At 65.6% G+C, this 14,864-nt stretch carries 16 protein-coding genes; all 16 read left to right on the top strand.

Translation table 11 applies throughout. From position 1 onward, the window contains the following. The first annotated feature begins 4 nt into the window (after nt 1-4). Nucleotides 5-973, top strand: coding sequence for a 3-dehydro-scyllo-inosose hydrolase (gene iolN, locus QME70_04285; protein MDI6893823.1), 969 nt, complete (start codon nt 5-7; stop codon nt 971-973). Nucleotides 974-1,033: 60 nt separating this feature from the next. Continuing rightward, on the top strand, nt 1,034-2,224 hold the full coding sequence (locus QME70_04280; GenBank protein ID MDI6893822.1) for a nitroreductase family protein: 1,191 nt from the start codon (nt 1,034-1,036) through the stop codon (nt 2,222-2,224). Beyond that, nucleotides 2,224-3,147, top strand: coding sequence for a CoA-transferase (locus tag QME70_04275; GenBank protein ID MDI6893821.1), 924 nt, complete (start codon nt 2,224-2,226; stop codon nt 3,145-3,147). Before QME70_04280 ends, QME70_04275 begins: the two co-directional genes overlap by 1 nt. Next, nucleotides 3,125-3,892, top strand: a complete 768-nt coding sequence (locus QME70_04270; GenBank protein ID MDI6893820.1) for a CoA-transferase — start codon at nt 3,125-3,127, stop codon at nt 3,890-3,892. Before QME70_04275 ends, QME70_04270 begins: the two co-directional genes overlap by 23 nt. An 11-nt stretch (nt 3,893-3,903) precedes the next feature. Continuing rightward, entirely contained in the window at nt 3,904-4,434 is a 531-nt protein-coding gene (locus tag QME70_04265; GenBank protein ID MDI6893819.1) for a cupin domain-containing protein, read from the top strand. Between the two features lie 24 nt (nt 4,435-4,458). Beyond that, nucleotides 4,459-5,358 (top strand): 4-hydroxy-tetrahydrodipicolinate synthase, encoded by a 900-nt coding sequence (gene dapA, locus QME70_04260; protein ID MDI6893818.1) that lies wholly within the window; start codon nt 4,459-4,461, stop codon nt 5,356-5,358. A gap of 15 nt (nt 5,359-5,373) precedes the next feature. Then, a complete protein-coding gene (locus QME70_04255) occupies nt 5,374-6,426 on the top strand; it encodes an Ldh family oxidoreductase (protein ID MDI6893817.1) in 1,053 nt (350 codons plus the stop codon). Further along, nucleotides 6,426-7,424, top strand: coding sequence for a hypothetical protein (locus QME70_04250; GenBank protein ID MDI6893816.1), 999 nt, complete (start codon nt 6,426-6,428; stop codon nt 7,422-7,424). The genes QME70_04255 and QME70_04250 overlap by 1 nt, the downstream gene beginning before the upstream one ends. Nucleotides 7,425-7,567: 143 nt before the next feature. Next, the gene (locus tag QME70_04245; GenBank protein ID MDI6893815.1) at nt 7,568-8,602 is read left to right on the top strand and encodes a tripartite tricarboxylate transporter substrate binding protein; all 1,035 of its coding nucleotides are present in this window, start codon (nt 7,568-7,570) and stop codon (nt 8,600-8,602) included. Between the two features lie 83 nt (nt 8,603-8,685). Continuing rightward, a complete protein-coding gene (locus tag QME70_04240) occupies nt 8,686-9,156 on the top strand; it encodes a tripartite tricarboxylate transporter TctB family protein (GenBank protein ID MDI6893814.1) in 471 nt (156 codons plus the stop codon). A 24-nt stretch (nt 9,157-9,180) separates the two neighbouring features. Next, complete coding sequence (locus QME70_04235; GenBank protein MDI6893813.1) at nt 9,181-10,692, top strand: tripartite tricarboxylate transporter permease; 1,512 nt, start codon at nt 9,181-9,183, stop codon at nt 10,690-10,692. Continuing rightward, nucleotides 10,689-11,255 carry a 2-oxoacid:acceptor oxidoreductase family protein gene (locus QME70_04230; GenBank protein MDI6893812.1) on the top strand — a complete coding sequence of 189 codons (567 nt, stop codon included), beginning with the start codon at nt 10,689-10,691 and terminating at the stop codon, nt 11,253-11,255. Before QME70_04235 ends, QME70_04230 begins: the two co-directional genes overlap by 4 nt. A 3-nt stretch (nt 11,256-11,258) precedes the next feature. Then, nucleotides 11,259-11,531: a 4Fe-4S binding protein gene (locus QME70_04225; GenBank protein ID MDI6893811.1), complete on the top strand. Its 273-nt coding sequence runs from the start codon at nt 11,259-11,261 to the stop codon at nt 11,529-11,531. A 12-nt stretch (nt 11,532-11,543) separates the two neighbouring features. Further along, a complete protein-coding gene (gene porA, locus QME70_04220; protein ID MDI6893810.1) occupies nt 11,544-12,815 on the top strand; it encodes a pyruvate ferredoxin oxidoreductase in 1,272 nt (423 codons plus the stop codon). Beyond that, complete coding sequence (locus QME70_04215) at nt 12,806-13,672, top strand: thiamine pyrophosphate-dependent enzyme (protein ID MDI6893809.1); 867 nt, start codon at nt 12,806-12,808, stop codon at nt 13,670-13,672. The genes porA and QME70_04215 overlap by 10 nt, the downstream gene beginning before the upstream one ends. Before the next feature lie 31 nt (nt 13,673-13,703). Further along, the gene (locus QME70_04210; protein MDI6893808.1) at nt 13,704-14,864 is read left to right on the top strand and encodes an acetate--CoA ligase family protein; all 1,161 of its coding nucleotides are present in this window, start codon (nt 13,704-13,706) and stop codon (nt 14,862-14,864) included.

Below are 14,864 nucleotides of genomic sequence, written 5' to 3'. Positions count from 1 at the left end.
GAGGATGGGGCGCTGGAAGATCCCCCCCGAGGGGGGGCACATGGACCGGGCCACAGGCGTGTACTTCCAGAATATGACCGGACGCCAGGTGGCAGATCGGTTGCGGAAGAACGACCTCATCATCGTCCCCATCGGCAGCACGGAAAACCACGGTGCGGGAGGACCATACGGGGAAGACACCTTCCTGGTGACGCGCATGGCCGAGGCGGTTGCCCTGGAGACTGGTTGCACGGTGGCCCAGCCCATCTGGTACGGTTCCCATCCGGCCCAGCACCTGGGCATGCCGGGGACGGTGGTCATCCCCGAGGACGTGTTCTGCGCTTACTTGCGGGCGGTGGCAGCGGGCCTCTGGAACGCCGGTTTCCGGAAGCAAGTCTGGATCAACGGGCACGGCCAGGAATACGTGATCCCCGTCGCCATTCACCAGTTTGCTAAGAAGTACCAGGTACCGGCCATCATCGTGTTGCTCAACTGGCCTACCGCCATAGTGCCCCATCTCAAGGATCGGGCTCACGGGGGTCCGTTCGAGACGCCATTCCGACACGCGGACGAGGCGGAAACGTCGTTGTCCGTGGCGCTGTTCCCGGAGATGGTCAGGGTGGAGGACGCCGTGGACACGCAGCCGCGGGGGTTCGTTTCCGAGGGGCACGTGGACAAGGGCGGCGACATCTACCAGTATCCCATCCCGGGTCATTGCCAGGTGGGTCTTTCCGGGCTTGAGGTGCTGGTGTATCCCGAGGGCGTAATCGGACGTCCCACGCTGGCCGACGGCGAAAAGGCCCGCCCCGGGTTGGAGGCGCTTTTTGACTACATGGTGAAGTTCATCGGCGAGATCATGGAGCGCTTCCCTCCCGGGCAACTACCCCCGATCGAGCTGGTGACCCAACGGCCGCGCGAAGAAGTGGAGGCGGTGCTGAAAGGGCCGCTGGCTCCGGGAGGTCGCCACCTGTACACTCTGGGCTACCCGCCCTGATGGCGGAGGCAGAGCGCTCCAGTGGTCGACCGAATCTTGGGTCGCGCGGGAGGTGCGGGGATGGACAGCAGGCAGGCGACCGACTTAGGCCAAGCCGCCATGGACATCGTGCTGCTGAGGAGGAGCGTGCGCAGGTACCTTCCGGATCCCGTTCCAGAGGAGGTCTTGCGCACCGTGCTGGAAGCGGGAAGACAGGCCCCTTCCGGTGAAGACGCGCAGCCGTGGCGGTTCATCGTGGTGCGCGACAAGGCTACGATAGCGGAGCTGGGGCGGATCTCGGGGAGGGGCAGCGGTCGCCGGTTCACAGGTGAGTACGTGACCAAGGAGATGGACAAGCGGTTCGCCGGGCTGCAGGATCCCGAGAAGCGCCGGGCCGTCTTCCAGAAGCTGACCTCGGGGGCGGTTTCCGCCTTCGTGGCGGAAGCCCCGGTGGTCATCGTCGTGTGCGGCCGAAAGGAGGTTTGGGACCTACCCTACGATTGCTCCGCCGCCATCGAGAACATGCTGTTCGTTATCGCCGGGATGGGCCTGGGGGCGTGCTGGGTGATCGCACCCTGCATAGACATCCGGGACGAACTCAAGCTCAAGGAGATGCTGGGAGTGCCGCCCGGGTATAAGGTGATAAGCATAATTCCCATGGGGTACACGGATCGCATCCCCAAGCCCCGCCCCCGCATTGCCCTGGAAGAGCTGTGCTTCTCGGGGCGATTCGGAAATCCGCTGTTCCCGCCCGGACCCGTCACAGTGACCCCCGGCACCGGGGAGGCGGTTCCCACGGCGCTACCCTCTCCGCCGGCGGGGAGCTTCATGGAGGCGGTGGTACACGATCTGGAGGCGGCTTTCTGGGACGAGCGGGGGATGGGGGCCCGATATCGCACCACCCTGGTCGGCACAGAATACCTGCGGCGGCGTCACCCCGCCCTGGCGGATGCCTGCGACCCGGAAGGCGCGCTGGCTGCAGCGGCAAGGGCACTGGGACAGGAGGGGGTGGCGGACGAGGTTTCCTGGGTATCGGATGAAGACAATGTGCTCAGGATCTCCGTACGGGGCTGCTGCCTCTTGCGAGCCCACCTGGCGCTGAGCCAGAGTGGCCGGCACGTCTATTGCTGTCCTTGCGGAAACGTGATCATGACGGCCATCGACCAGGTGGCGGGTTCCGTCAGCGAGCTGGCCCGGATAGAGGCCGGCGAGTCCGGTTGTCGGCTGGTGGTGGTGCCGTATGGTCCGGGCTCCCAGGGGGTGGCAGGCTGATGAAGGTCACCACCCTCCCGGAGGCAGTGGCGTCGATCCCCGACGGAGGTCACCTGGCGCTGGGCGGGTTCGCCATCGCCCGCAACCCGATTGCCTTCGTGCGCGAGTTGATCCGTCAGGGGAAGAAGGATCTCACCATTTCCCAACCCATCGCCGGCATGGATACGGACTTGCTTGTGGCGGCCGGCGCAGTCAGGCGCCTGCTATATGGGGGTGGGTCGCTGGACAGGTTCGGGCCTAGCTGGAACGTCAACAGGGCCATCGAACGGGGCGGGGTGGAAGTCCAAGAATACAGCGGGCTGGCCATCACCTTCCGTTTCCTGGCCGGTTCCCTGGGCATCCCTTACCTGCCCGCCCAGACCATGCTGGGATCCGAGATACTGGAGAGGCTCTGTCAGTCCCATCCGGACCAGGTACTCATGGGGACTTGTCCCTTCAGTGGGAGCCGGGTGATGTTGCTGCGAGCTCTACAGCCCGATGTGGCGGTGGTGGTGGCGCAGCTGGCGGACCCCGACGGGAACTCATGGGTTTTCGGTCCCCGGTGGGACGAACAGCAGGTGCTGGCCAGCGAACGGGTGATAGTGCTGGCGGAGGAGCTGGTATCTACTGAGTGGACGGAGCAACACGTGGACACCGTGGTCATCCCGGGCTTCCGGGTGTCCGCCGTGGTGCCCATCCCGTTTGCCGCCCATCCCACTTCGGTGTACAGGTGCTACGACTACGACGCCCAACACCTGAAGCTGTACGCCGAGTATGCGCGGCGGGGAGAAACCCGAAGATACCTCGACGAGTACGTTTTGGGGTGCGATCACTGGGGTTATCTGGAGAGAGTGGGCGGGCTGAAGCGGATGGCGGCTCTGCGCGCCGACCGGGCGCTCGGCTATGCCGGGGGTGAAAACGGTGGCACGGTACTCGAGGGCTGAACTGATGGCGGTCGCGGCGGCCCACGAGCTGAGAGACGGCCAGGTGGTGGTCGTGGGTCTGGGGCTTCCCCAGGTAGCGGCGGTACTGGCTAAGATGACCCACGCACCCCGGTTGACCATCGTGCTGGAAATCGGCGTGGTCGATCCCAGGCCGATTCATCCTTCCGTGGGCATTGCCGACCCCCGTCTCTGGTACGGGGCCACCTGCTTCACCTCCGGCTTTATCGGCACCCTTGCCTCTATCCTGCACCGGGGTCTGGTGGACGTAGGTTTCCTGGGCGGGCTGGAGGTGGACCAGTACGGCAACGTCAACACCACGGCTGTTCCCTTGCCCGAAGGGGGAATCAGGCATTTCACCGGCAGCGGTGGAGCCAATGATATTGCCTCCCTAGCCCGGGCTACCCTGATCGTCATGCGCCACGAGAAACGAAAGTTCCCGGCCCGCGTGAGTTACCTCACCTCGCCCGGGTTCCTGAGGGGGGGAAGGGAGAGGGAAGAGGCGGGGTTGAGAGGGGGTGGGCCGTCCAGGGTGATCACCGATCTGGGGACGCTGGGTTTCGACCCGGTTTCGCGCCGGATGCGGGTGGTTGCCCTGCACCCGGGGGTCACGTGGGAGGAAGTACAGGCCAATACGGGGTTCTCCCTGGGGGAGCCGGAGCCGGTGCCGCGCACCCCCGAGCCGACGGAAGAGGAGTTGCGGCTCTTACGGGACGTGATTGACCCAGTGCGAGCCTACATCCGATAGGAGGTCATCCGGTGTACCGAGTGGACCCGAGCAAGTGCATAGGGTGCGGAGTCTGCGTTGCTTCGTGCAGCCAGGGTGCACCCCGGCTTGAGGGCGACACGGCGGTGATCGACCCTGGCCTGTGCATCGAGTGCGGGACCTGCGCCACTTTGTGCCCGCAGGAAGCCATAGGGGAGGGAGATGCAGAGATGGAGGTGGTAGTTCACGAGAGCCAGGTGCAGGGGGTGCACAAGACCCCGCCTCGTACCTCGAAGCTGCTCATCTCGGGAAAGAATGCTGGCGCTCAACATCTTTCCCTGGGGCTGAACGAGACGGCGGTGGGGAGCCGCATCCCCGAGCACGTGCATCCCGAGCAAGAGGAGGCCATGTTCATCGTGTCCGGTCGCGGCAAGTTCAGGATTTCGGGGAGCGAGTATGACGTTGGGCCGGAGACGGCGCTATTTGCACCGCCCGGTGTTCCCCACGAGTTGGTGAATACGGGAGATGAACCCATCCGTCTGGTCTGGTGCTATGCGCCGCCTTTGCCCGAGCACCGGTCATGATGACCGGACCGAGGAGGAGTTAACGTGCAACCGGAAGAGTTGAGAAAGCGTTTGCAGGGCGTGTTTACGGTAGTGGTCACTCCCTTCCGTCCCGACTACGAGCTGGACACGGAAGGCCTTAAGCGCAACCTCGATTTCCTAATTGCTAACGGTGTGCACGGGCTGATCATCGGGGGCAGTCTGGGGGAGTTCTCCTCCCTCTCTATGGAGGAACGGAGGCTCCTTTTCCGCACGGCCGTGGACCACGTGGCCGGCCGCCTGCCGGTCGTGGTCTGCACCTCCCACAGCAACACCCGAGAGGCGGTCGAACTGACGTCCTACGCCCATTCCATCGGGGCGGACGGGGTAATGGTTACTGCGCCCTATTACGCGCACCGGCCGGAGGAGGGCATAGTCCGCCACTACAGGGCGGTGGCCGATGCGGCAGACATCGGCATCCTGGTTTACAACACTTCCCGCGCCGGAGTGAACCTGAGCCCCAAGCTCATATCGCGCCTGGCGGAGATACCCCGGGTGGTCGGCGTCAAGCAGGGTACCCGGGACATCTCCGAACAAGACGCCACCGTGCGGCTGGTGGGCCATAAGATCAGGGTGTTCTCGGGGTCGGAGGTCATGATGCTTCCGTGCTTCGCCCTGGGAGCGGTAGGGACCACGTCGGTGAGTTCCTCCTTCATGCCTCAGGTAATGCTGGAGTGCTATAACGCGGCCATGGAGGGGGATCTATGCCGGGCGGTCCGGGCGTTCGATGGCTGGGCGGAGTATCGCCTTTTCGCGTCAGCTCACGGTCAACCCGCCACGGTAAAGGCGGCCATGCAGATGGTGGGCCTGGCGGCGGGGCCTGTTCGCCTTCCCATGCTCGACCTGCCGGAAGAGGCTCGCGGGCAACTCAGGTCGATCCTGCGGAATATGGGGCTGATCCCGTAGACGGGAGTGCTGGGCATGGTCGTTTCCACATCGGAGCCCGGAAACGCCGGCGTGCGCGTGAGGTGGGAAGAGCTGGAGGCCGCCGTGGCGGCTGCCCTGGTTGCCCGCCGGGTTCCTGCCGCCAGCGCCCGCCTGGTGGCGGAGTCCCTGGTGCTTGCCGATCTGCGCGGGGTAACCTCGCATGGGGTGCGGCGTCTGCCGGTGCTCCTCAGGAAGCTAGACCTGGGGGTCATAGACCCGCAGGCGGGGCCGGTGGTGAAGGAGCTGGCCCCGGCTGCGGTGGCCGTCGATGCCCGGGATGGTCTGGGGCAGGTGGCGGCGGTCCGCGCTATGGAAGCCTGTGTTTCCAGGGCCCGCCACCTGGGCCTGGCGTGCGCGGTGGTGCATCGTTCCTCCCACTTCGGCATAGCGGCGTATCCCGCCCTGGTTGCTGCCCGGCAGGATATGATGGGGGTGGCCCTTTCCAACGCGGAAGCGGCCGTGGCGCCCTGGGGCGGCAGGCGGCCTGTGCTGGGTACCAACCCGCTGGCAGTGGCCATCCCCTGTCCCGGCCGGGACCCTGTGGTGCTGGATATGGCGACCAGCGTGGCGGGCAGGAGCCGCATAAGGCAGGCAGCGCAGAGGGGCGAGGCCATTCCACCGGGGTGGGCCCTGGACGAGGAGGGCCGGCCGGCCACAGACCCCGTGCGAGCCCTCCGCGGGGTGCTGCTACCGTTTGGGGGCGCCAAAGGCTATGGACTCTCCCTCGTGGTGGAGGTCCTGTGCGGGGTCTTGTCGGGAGCGAGGTTGTCTCACCGGGTCCGGGGCCTGGAGGACACCACGGGGCCGGGCGGAGTAGGGCATTTCCTCATGGCCCTCGACGTGGCCACCTTCGTGCCCGTGGAGGAATTCCGGCAGCGAATGGAGGAGCTGGTGGGCCTCATCAAGGCCTGCCCTGCTCTCCCCGGGGTGGAGGAGGTCTACCTGCCGGGAGAAATCGAGTCTCAGGCTGAGCGAAAACACCGGACCGAGGGAATTTCCGTACCAGCCGAGCTGTGGCAGCAGATTCTTGCCGGGAGGTGCTTGTGATGAAGGAATTGACGGTTAGGTTGGCGGGCCTCGTACTCAAGAACCCTCTCGTACTCGGGTCGTCCGACCTGACGGTGTCCGAGCAGGGCATGCTCACTTTCGCGCGGGCGGGATTCGGAGCCATAGTCAGCAAGACTACCACCATCGAACCGTTGGAGGGGAACCCCAAGCCCCACCTGTATTTCGAGAAGGACAGGTACCTGCTTGTATCCGGCGGACTCCCCAACCCGGGCTACAAGGTTATGGCGGAGAGGATAAGCGCGGTCAAAGATGCTGTGCACGGCGAGGGGTGCCTCATAATCGCCAGCCTGGCCGGCCGGTCGCCGGAGGAACATGCGGTGATCGCCCGCGAGCTGGAGCAGGCGGGGGCCGACGCCATTCAGGCGAACATCTACTGCCCGCACCGGGGACCCCTGGTGGGGCAGGACGAGCCCATCGGCAGGTATTGGGCGCTGGACCCGGACCGGGCGGCGGAGGTTACCAGGGCAGTGAAGGCGGCAGTGCGGATTCCCGTGTTCATGAAATACCCGGGGGAGTACGTTTGGGATTCTCCTCGCCTGGGGCTGGCCATAGAGCGGGCGGGGGCCGACGGGCAGGTCATCCCGCCTCACCCGGGTGGGATGCTCATCGATCCCGCCACGGCCAGGCCGCGGATCGGCAATCCCGAAGGGACGGGCGCCGTGTGTGGAGAGGTATTCAAGCCCATGGGCATCAAGTGTGCCGCTGACATGGTCCGGGTGTTGAAGACGCCGGTGGTGGGTTCGGGAGGGGTCACCCGTGGTTTGGATGTGGTGGAGTACCTCATGGTGGGAGCGAGGGCTGTGGAGCTTTGCACCGCCATGTACTGGTACGGGCCTGGCTCGCTTCCCGAGATGCTACGGGAGTTGCAGGCTTTTCTCGATCAATCGGCCTACTCCTCGCTGGAAGATATGATAGGCGCTGCCTTGCCCAATCTGCCCCGCATCCCGTATGCCTGCAGGAAGCTCGGCCTGGCTTAGGGGGTTAGCTTGAGTGCGCAGCGGAAAGGGGGGTGAACAAGAAGTGGCCTTCCGCCAGTTGCGAGCGCGGTGAGGCCGGCAGAACTGTCAGAATGGCAGCCGCACGCCCATGAGCATGAAAATTAGGAAAGTGGGGGGTGGACATGAACAAGAGGATCGGGTTCTTGCTGACGGCGGCGGTGCTGGCGGTGGCGATGCTGGTCGGGGCGCTGGGCTCAGGTTGCGCTTCCAAACAGGAGCCGAAATGGCCGCAGAACCCGGTGAAGGTGGTGGTTGGCTGGCCGCCAGGTGGCATTACCGACGTGCAGGCCAGGGTCATCGTTCCCCTCATGGAGAAGTACCTGGGCGGCACCTGGGTGGTTTCCAACCAGGCTGGCGCTGCCGGTTCCGTGGGCGCTTCGGATGTGGCAAAGGCGCCCAAAGACGGGTACACCCTGCTGTTCGGCTCGGAAACCATGTCGGTGTGGCAGGTCATGGATGTTGTGAATCTTAGCCCCACCAAGGACTTCGAGCCCATCGGTATCGCTGCGGAAGGGATAGTGGGGCTGGCGGTGCCTGCCAACAGCCGCTTCACCAGTGTGGAGCAGTTCGTTAACGAAGCAAAGGCCAACCCGGGCAAGATCCAGGTTTCCACCGCGGGACCCGCGGCCATGGCCCACGTCAGCGGTCTGGTCATGGAAAAGTACCTGGGCACCAAATTCACTTACGTCCCCTTCCAGGGCGGGGCGCCGGCCGTGATGGCCGCCATCGGAGGACAGGTGGACGCAACCATGGAATCGGTGACCAACGTGATCGAGCACCACAAGGGGGGCACCCTGAAGCTTTTGGCCATACTCGATAACCAGCGTCATCCCGACCTACCCAACGTGCCGGCCCTTGGGGAAGTGTTCCCGGAGATGAAGCCCTATCTGCCCTACGGGCCCTATTTCGGCCTGTTCGCCCCTGCGGGAGTGCCCCGTGACGTCAATAAGGCACTGCTGGACGGTATCAACAAAGCGTTTGCCGACGAGGAGTGGGCTAAGAAGGCCAAGACGATGTTCCTGCGCCCGGTGAACAAGGTGGGCGACGACGCCCGCAAGTACCTGGACGGCTGGACTAGCAGGGCTGCCTGGCTTCTCCAGGACGCTGGTGTGGCCAAGAAGTCGCCTGAGACCTTTGGTATCCCGAGGCCCAAGTAGAACGGGTCTGCCCTTTCTCCGGCCGGGGGTCGGTGCCGCACCCCCGGCCGGGGTGGGCAGTCCGGTTGGACGGGGGGCTGGGCATGGAGGCCTTGGTTTTCTTGGGCGGGTTACTGCTCGGTATCGGGGTCTACGGATTGAGTGCTGCCCGGCTTGACCTGGGCAACGTCTCTCACCCGGGTACCGGCTTCTTCCCTCTCCTGGTGGCCGTTGCGGCCGGCGTGCTCGCGCTGCTGTGCTTCGGGCAGGCTTGGGGCGAATGGAAGGCGGCTGGCGCTCGAACGCCGGGGAAGGAGCCGGTCCCGTCGCCGGAGGCCAGCCGGGGTGTGCGCCGCGTTTTGGTTTTTGCTGCGGCCTGCGGGGCATACATTCCCCTTATGTCCCGCTTTGGCTATGTGGGGCCCACCGCGCTCCTGGGGGTCGGGCTCCTCAAGCTCACGGGGGTCGGTACGGGGCGTGCCCTGGTAATCGGCGTCCTGGTGTCGGCGTCACTGTGGCTGGTGCTGGGCTGGTGGTTGCGCGTCCCAGTTCCATTGGGGCCGTGGGGATTCTGAGCGGATCGGGAGGTCGTCTTTGACATGCTGGGACACCTTCTGGCGGGATTCAGTCTGGCGCTTGCTCCCCACAACCTGGTGGCTTGCTTCGTAGGAGTGCTGGTGGGCACTCTGACCGGGGTGTTGCCCGGTTTTGGCACCCCCACGGCCATGGCAGTGCTGTTGGCCCTTACCTTCGGAATGGACCCCACCACCGGCATAATCATGCTGGCCGGGATCTATTATGGCGCCATGTACGGCGGCTCGACCACAGCCATCCTTGTCAACATGCCGGGCGAGGAGCCCGCCATCGTTACCACCCTCGACGGCTACCAGATGGCCAGGAGAGGTAGGGCCGGAGCGGCCCTGGCCGTGTCCGCCCTGGGTTCGTGGGTGGCAGGCACCCTGGCCGTGGTGGGCCTGATGCTTTTCGCCCCCCCTCTTGCCCGGCTGGCCGTGAGCTTTGGGCCTCCCGAGTACTTCGCCATAGCCGTGTTCGGCCTGGTGGTCCTCAGTACTATCACCAGCGGGGCTCCCTCCCGTTCATTCCTGATGATTCTCGCGGGGCTGATGATGGGAACGGTGGGCATGGACACCGTGAGCGGGGGTATCCGTTTCACCTTCGGCATTTCCGGCCTGGCAAAGGGCCTGGAGTTCGTGGTGGTGGCCATCGGACTGCTGGGACTGGGAGAAGTGTTCTCCGTGGTATGTTCCCCTTACCAGGTGGGACAGGTTCCCAGAGTTCGCTATCGCGATCTCTACCCCACCCGGCGAGAGCTGGGGAGGTCGGCAGGTGCGTGGTTGCGGGGCGCTCTGGTGGGTTTTGTGACCGGGCTGATCCCGGGCCCGGCCGGCACCATGGCCACCCTGGGTTCGTACGCCCTGGAGAAGGGGATATCCCGGCGGAAGGAGGAGTTCGGCAAGGGTGCCATCGAGGGCGTGGCGGGTCCGGAGGCGGCCAACAACGCGGCCGGCACGGCTGCATTCATCCCCCTTCTTTCCCTGGGGATACCTTTCTCGCCTCCGGTGGCCGTCCTGCTCAGCGGGCTCATGATCCACGGTATCACGCCCGGTCCGCTGCTCATTCCCAACCACCCCCAGATTTTCTGGGGTGTGGTGGCCAGCATGTACATCGGTAACGTCATGCTCTTGATCCTGAACCTGCCCCTGGTGGGGGTGTTCGCCTCCCTGCTCAGGGTTTCGCCCCGCATCTTGATGCCGGTGGTGGCGGTAGTGGCCCTGGTGGGGGCGTACAGCATCAACAACAGCTTCTTCGACGTATGGGTCTGCCTGTTTTTCGGGTTGCTGGGTTTTGTCATGAAGCGGTGCGGGTTCGAGCCCATACCTATGGTAATCGGACTGGTGCTGGGGCCCATCGTGGAGCAGTCCTTCCGCCAGGCCCTCATCATGGGCCGGGGCAATCCCCTCTTCTTGCTCAGCCGTCCCGTGTCAGCCGCCTTCCTGATCGTATCCGCCGGTGTCATAGCGATCCGGGTCTGGTACGGCCTGCGCAGCGCCGTCACCATACGGCAGCATCAGGAAGGAGAGGTCCTGTGATCCAGGTCAAGCTTTACGGTCTGGGCGGTCAAGGAGTGGTCACGGGCGCCCGGGTGCTCGCCGCAGCCATTGCCCTGTATGAGGGTAAGTATGCGGTGGCCATACCCGCTTACGGCCACGAGCGGCGAGGGGCGCCAGTATCGGCCGACGTGATGGCGGATGAGGTGCCTGTCCTGAGCAGGTGCTTTGTCTACCGCCCGGACTTCGTGCTGGTGTTCGACCTGGCCCTCAGCCGGCACGGCGTTAAGGTGGATGCGGGCGCGACTACCGGCACCCTCTTTGTGGTGAACGGTTCTCCTGAATCGTGTGCCTCGGCAATGGGATGCTGGCCGGGCGCCCGCCGCCTGGTCTGCGCCGACGCCTCCGCTATAGCGCGAGAGGTTTTGGGCCGCGATATCCCCAACTCCCCCATGCTGGGACTGCTTGCGGCTACGGGCGGGGTGAGTCTGGAGGCGGTGGTCGCAGCCCTCATGGACGCATTCCCGGGCCCGCGAGGAGAGGCCAACGCGGAGGCCGCCCGGCGGTGCTACGAGGCGGCGCGCCCTCTGGCGAGGGAGGGTTGACCCATGTCATGCTCCACCCCGAGGTTGCTCGGTCCGGTGGCGGTGAGCTTCAACAACTGGGAAACGGGGGCCTGGCGTAGCACTCGCCCCAGCATCGAACCGGCTGAGTGCGCCGGTTGCCTGCTGTGCGCCAAGTACTGTCCGCCCGGGGTGGTAACGGTGGCCGAGAGCGGGGGGACATACGAAGTGGGGGTCGATCTCCGTTACTGCAACGGCTGTGGGATTTGCGCCCGTGTCTGCCCGCGGCGCTGCATCGCCATGATACCGGAGCGGTGAGAGGTAAGGAGCATGGTGCAGGTCAGGAAGATGCTTGACGGGAACGGCGCGGCTGCCGAAGCCCTGCGCCTGGCGCGGGTGCGGGTCGTGGCTGCCTACCCGATCACCCCGCAGAGTCCCATCGCCGAATCGCTGGCAGGCTGGGTTCTGGAGGGGTCTCTCGAAGCTAGGTACGTAAGGGTGGAGTCTGAGCACAGCGCCCTTTCCTGTGTCATCGGGACTCAGCTCACCGGGGTCAGAGCCGCAACGGCCACGTCTTCCGTGGGCCTGGCATACATGCACGAGGTGCTAGGGGTCGCGGCCGGGTGCCGTCTGCCCATCGTCATGCCGGTGGTCAATCGCGCTCTGGTTTCGCCGTGGAGTCTGTGGTGTGACCACGGAGACGCCATGTCCGTGCGGGAGGCGGGTTGGGTACAACTGTACGCGACCAACGCCCAGGAATGCCTCGATTTAGTCGTCTTGGCCTATCGGGTCTGCGAGGATGAACGGGTTCTGTTGCCAGCGATGGTATGTATGGACGGGTTCTTCGTTTCCCACGCCACCGAGCCCGTGCTTGTCCCCGACCAGGCTGCAGTCGACCGCTTCGTGGGGAGCTATCTTCCCCGCAACCTGGTGTTGGACGTGGACCGCCCCATGTTCGTGAACGACCTTACTCCTCCAGAGGACTTCACCGAGATGAGGTTTCAGCAGAAGTGCGCTCTGGAGGCCGTGACATCCGTCTGGCCGGAGGTGGCGGGCGAGTTCGCCCGCCTGTTCGGAAGGAGCTACGGGTTGATCGAGGCAGACGGAGTGGAAGGCGCCCGCGCAGTGCTGGTGGTCCTGGGCTCTGCGGCGGGAACGGCGCGCCAGGTGGCCGGCGGCCTGCGCCGGCAGGGGAAACCGGTCGGTGTGCTCAGGATTTGCTGCTTTCGGCCCTTTCCTTTCCGGGCTCTGCGCGAAGCTCTTGCGGACGTGCCCGTCATCGGGGTGCTCGACCGCAGCGCCGGCTTGGGGGCTGAGGGTGGACCCGTGCTGGTAGAGACCAGAAGTGCCCTTGCTCCTCAGGGGGGTACTGGCGGGGGGCGGCCGCAGACCGTGGTGGGGTTTGTGGCGGGTCTGGGAGGCCGTGACATCACACCAGCCACCCTGGAGAGGGCCCTTTCGTCCCTTCTCGAGGTGGCGGAAGGCGCCCTGCCCTGGGAAGGTTCGCGGTGGATGGACTTGGGACCCGATCCCTTCGCCATCCGTGTCTTTCCGCCGGGCGGTACCGGGGGCCGTGAGGGAGGTGGGAGCCAGTGTCTGTGACGGCGGTGGGGAGCCTGGTCGCCCACGGGGTGGGAACCTGCCCGGGGTGCGGGCTGGAGATCGCCTTTCGGAGCGTCGTGAACGCCCTGGGACGACGGACCATAGTCGTGATCCCGCCGGGGTGTGCCGCAGTGTTCTCGGGGTATGGCAGGCAAACCGCGGTACGCATCCCGGGGTTCCAGGGCAACCTGGGGAGCACAGCGGCCTACGCGTCCGGAATCCGGGCCGGTCTGGATGCGCAGGGGAAACACGATGTTACAGTCCTGGGCTTCGCCGGCGACGGGGCAACGGTTGACATAGGGTGGCAGGCCCTCTCGGGGGCTCTCGAGCGCGGGGACCGCATCATGTACGTCTGTTATGACAACGAGGGATACATGAACACCGGGGGCCAGGCCAGTGGCTCCACCACCAGCGGAGCTGTCACTACCACCACCCCCGGTGGCAAGATGGGCGGCGGCAAAGACATGCTCAGGCTGGTGGCTGCCCACGGAATACCTTACGCTGCCACCGCATCCGTGGGCTACGTGGACGATCTGGTCCTGAAGGCTAACAGGGCCAGGGATTGCGGGGGCCCAGCATACCTTCACGTCCACACCCCGTGCCCCACGGGGTGGGGGTTCGGCCCCGACCTGACGGTCGAAATGGCGCGGCTGGCAGTGCGTTCCCTCAGCTTCAACCTGGTCGAGGTAGACCGCGGTCGATGGCGCCTGACGTTCCGGGTGCGCGATCGGGTACCGGTTTCCGAGTACATCTGTCGCCAGCGGCGGTTCAGGCACCTGCCTGACGAGGAAGTGGAAAGGATGCAGGCCGGCGTAACCGCGGCGTACGCGGCGCTCGAGAAGATGTGCGCGGGGTAGTAGCCGCCATCCTGCGCGGGAAGGTGATGGCTTGACGTCACTTGAGCACGAGGGAAAGACCCTGCTCGCCCGGGCTGGTTTGGCGGTGCCTCGCGGGGGAGTTGCTTTCACCCCCGCCCAGGCGGGCGCCATAGCCACCGAGCTGGGCGGCGCGGCTGTGGTGAAGGCGCAGGTACCCTTCGGTGGACGCGGCCGGGCAGGGGGAGTCGTAGTGGCAGAGTCCCCGGATGATGCCGAGAAGGCGTGCGCTCGGCTCCTGACAGGATTCGGCGGCAGTGCCGTACGGGCGGTCCTCGTCGAGGAAAAGATCGCGGTGGAGAGGGAGTCATACTTGGCGGTGACCGTGGACGGCGGGGTCGGGGGGGCGGTGCTCATGTTCGCCCCCCGGGGTGGAGTCGATGTGGAGGAAGCGGTAACTTCCGATCCGGGTGGGCTCGGGGGCTCCCCCGGGGAATCGGGCATACTCACGCTACCCCTTGTCCCCGTCGACCGAGTACGCGAGCACCAGGTGAGGAGCTTCCTGTGGGGGGCCGGGTTGGGCGGGAAGGTCCTGGCAGAAGTGGCCCGGTTTGGTTGGGGCCTGTACCGGCTTATGCTGGAGTTTGACCTCACCCTCTTGGAGATCAACCCCCTCGGGCTGACACCTGACGGCCGGGCCATTGCCCTGGACGCAAAGGTGGTGGCCGACGACGCGGCCGCGTACAGGAGGCCCGCCTGGCCTGCCCGCGAAAGCGAGCCAGCCGATCCGTGGGAGCTGGAAGCGCGAAAGCTGGGCTTGCGTTACGTGCGCCTGGACGGAAACGTGGGCATTGTGGCGTCCGGTGCCGGGTTGGGCATGTGCACTATGGACCTGGTCCGTGATCGTGGCCTGAAGCCGGCCAACTTCCTGGAGACGGGCGGAGGCATAACCCGCCAGCTCATGGCCGGCGCGGTTCGCCTGGTGGCCGGACAACCCGGTGTGCGCGGGATCATAGTCAACGTGTACGGGGGCGTCAACTCCCTGGTGGCCGCTGCGGAGGGTGTCGTGGATGTCCTGGGTTCGCTGCCCGGGGATGTTCCCGTGGTAGTGAAGGCCCTGGGAAACGAGCAGGAAGCGGCGTGGGCCATGCTGCGTGCGTGCGGGGCCCATGTGGTGGAATCGGTTCACACGGAAGCGGCCGTCGACTGTCTGGCCGATCTGATGGGGGGCTAG

This window comes from Bacillota bacterium, assembly GCA_030019365.1.
Lineage (GTDB): Bacteria > Bacillota > Sulfobacillia > JACIYH01 > JACIYH01 > JACIYH01.
Note: the sequence above shows the minus strand (reverse complement) of the source record. Positions and strands in the feature narration are given on the sequence as shown.

Coding starts and splice junctions, on each gene's coding strand:
- QME70_04275 (MDI6893821.1), top strand. CDS start 2,224: ATGAAGGTCACCACCCTCCCGGAGGCAGTGGCGTCGATCCCCGACGGA.
- QME70_04280 (MDI6893822.1), top strand. CDS start 1,034: ATGGACAGCAGGCAGGCGACCGACTTAGGCCAAGCCGCCATGGACATC.
- QME70_04255 (MDI6893817.1), top strand. CDS start 5,374: ATGGTCGTTTCCACATCGGAGCCCGGAAACGCCGGCGTGCGCGTGAGG.
- QME70_04225 (MDI6893811.1), top strand. CDS start 11,259: ATGTCATGCTCCACCCCGAGGTTGCTCGGTCCGGTGGCGGTGAGCTTC.
- QME70_04245 (MDI6893815.1), top strand. CDS start 7,568: ATGAACAAGAGGATCGGGTTCTTGCTGACGGCGGCGGTGCTGGCGGTG.
- porA (MDI6893810.1), top strand. CDS start 11,544: ATGGTGCAGGTCAGGAAGATGCTTGACGGGAACGGCGCGGCTGCCGAA.
- iolN (MDI6893823.1), top strand. CDS start 5: ATGGGGCGCTGGAAGATCCCCCCCGAGGGGGGGCACATGGACCGGGCC.
- QME70_04250 (MDI6893816.1), top strand. CDS start 6,426: ATGAAGGAATTGACGGTTAGGTTGGCGGGCCTCGTACTCAAGAACCCT.
- QME70_04235 (MDI6893813.1), top strand. CDS start 9,181: ATGCTGGGACACCTTCTGGCGGGATTCAGTCTGGCGCTTGCTCCCCAC.
- QME70_04240 (MDI6893814.1), top strand. CDS start 8,686: ATGGAGGCCTTGGTTTTCTTGGGCGGGTTACTGCTCGGTATCGGGGTC.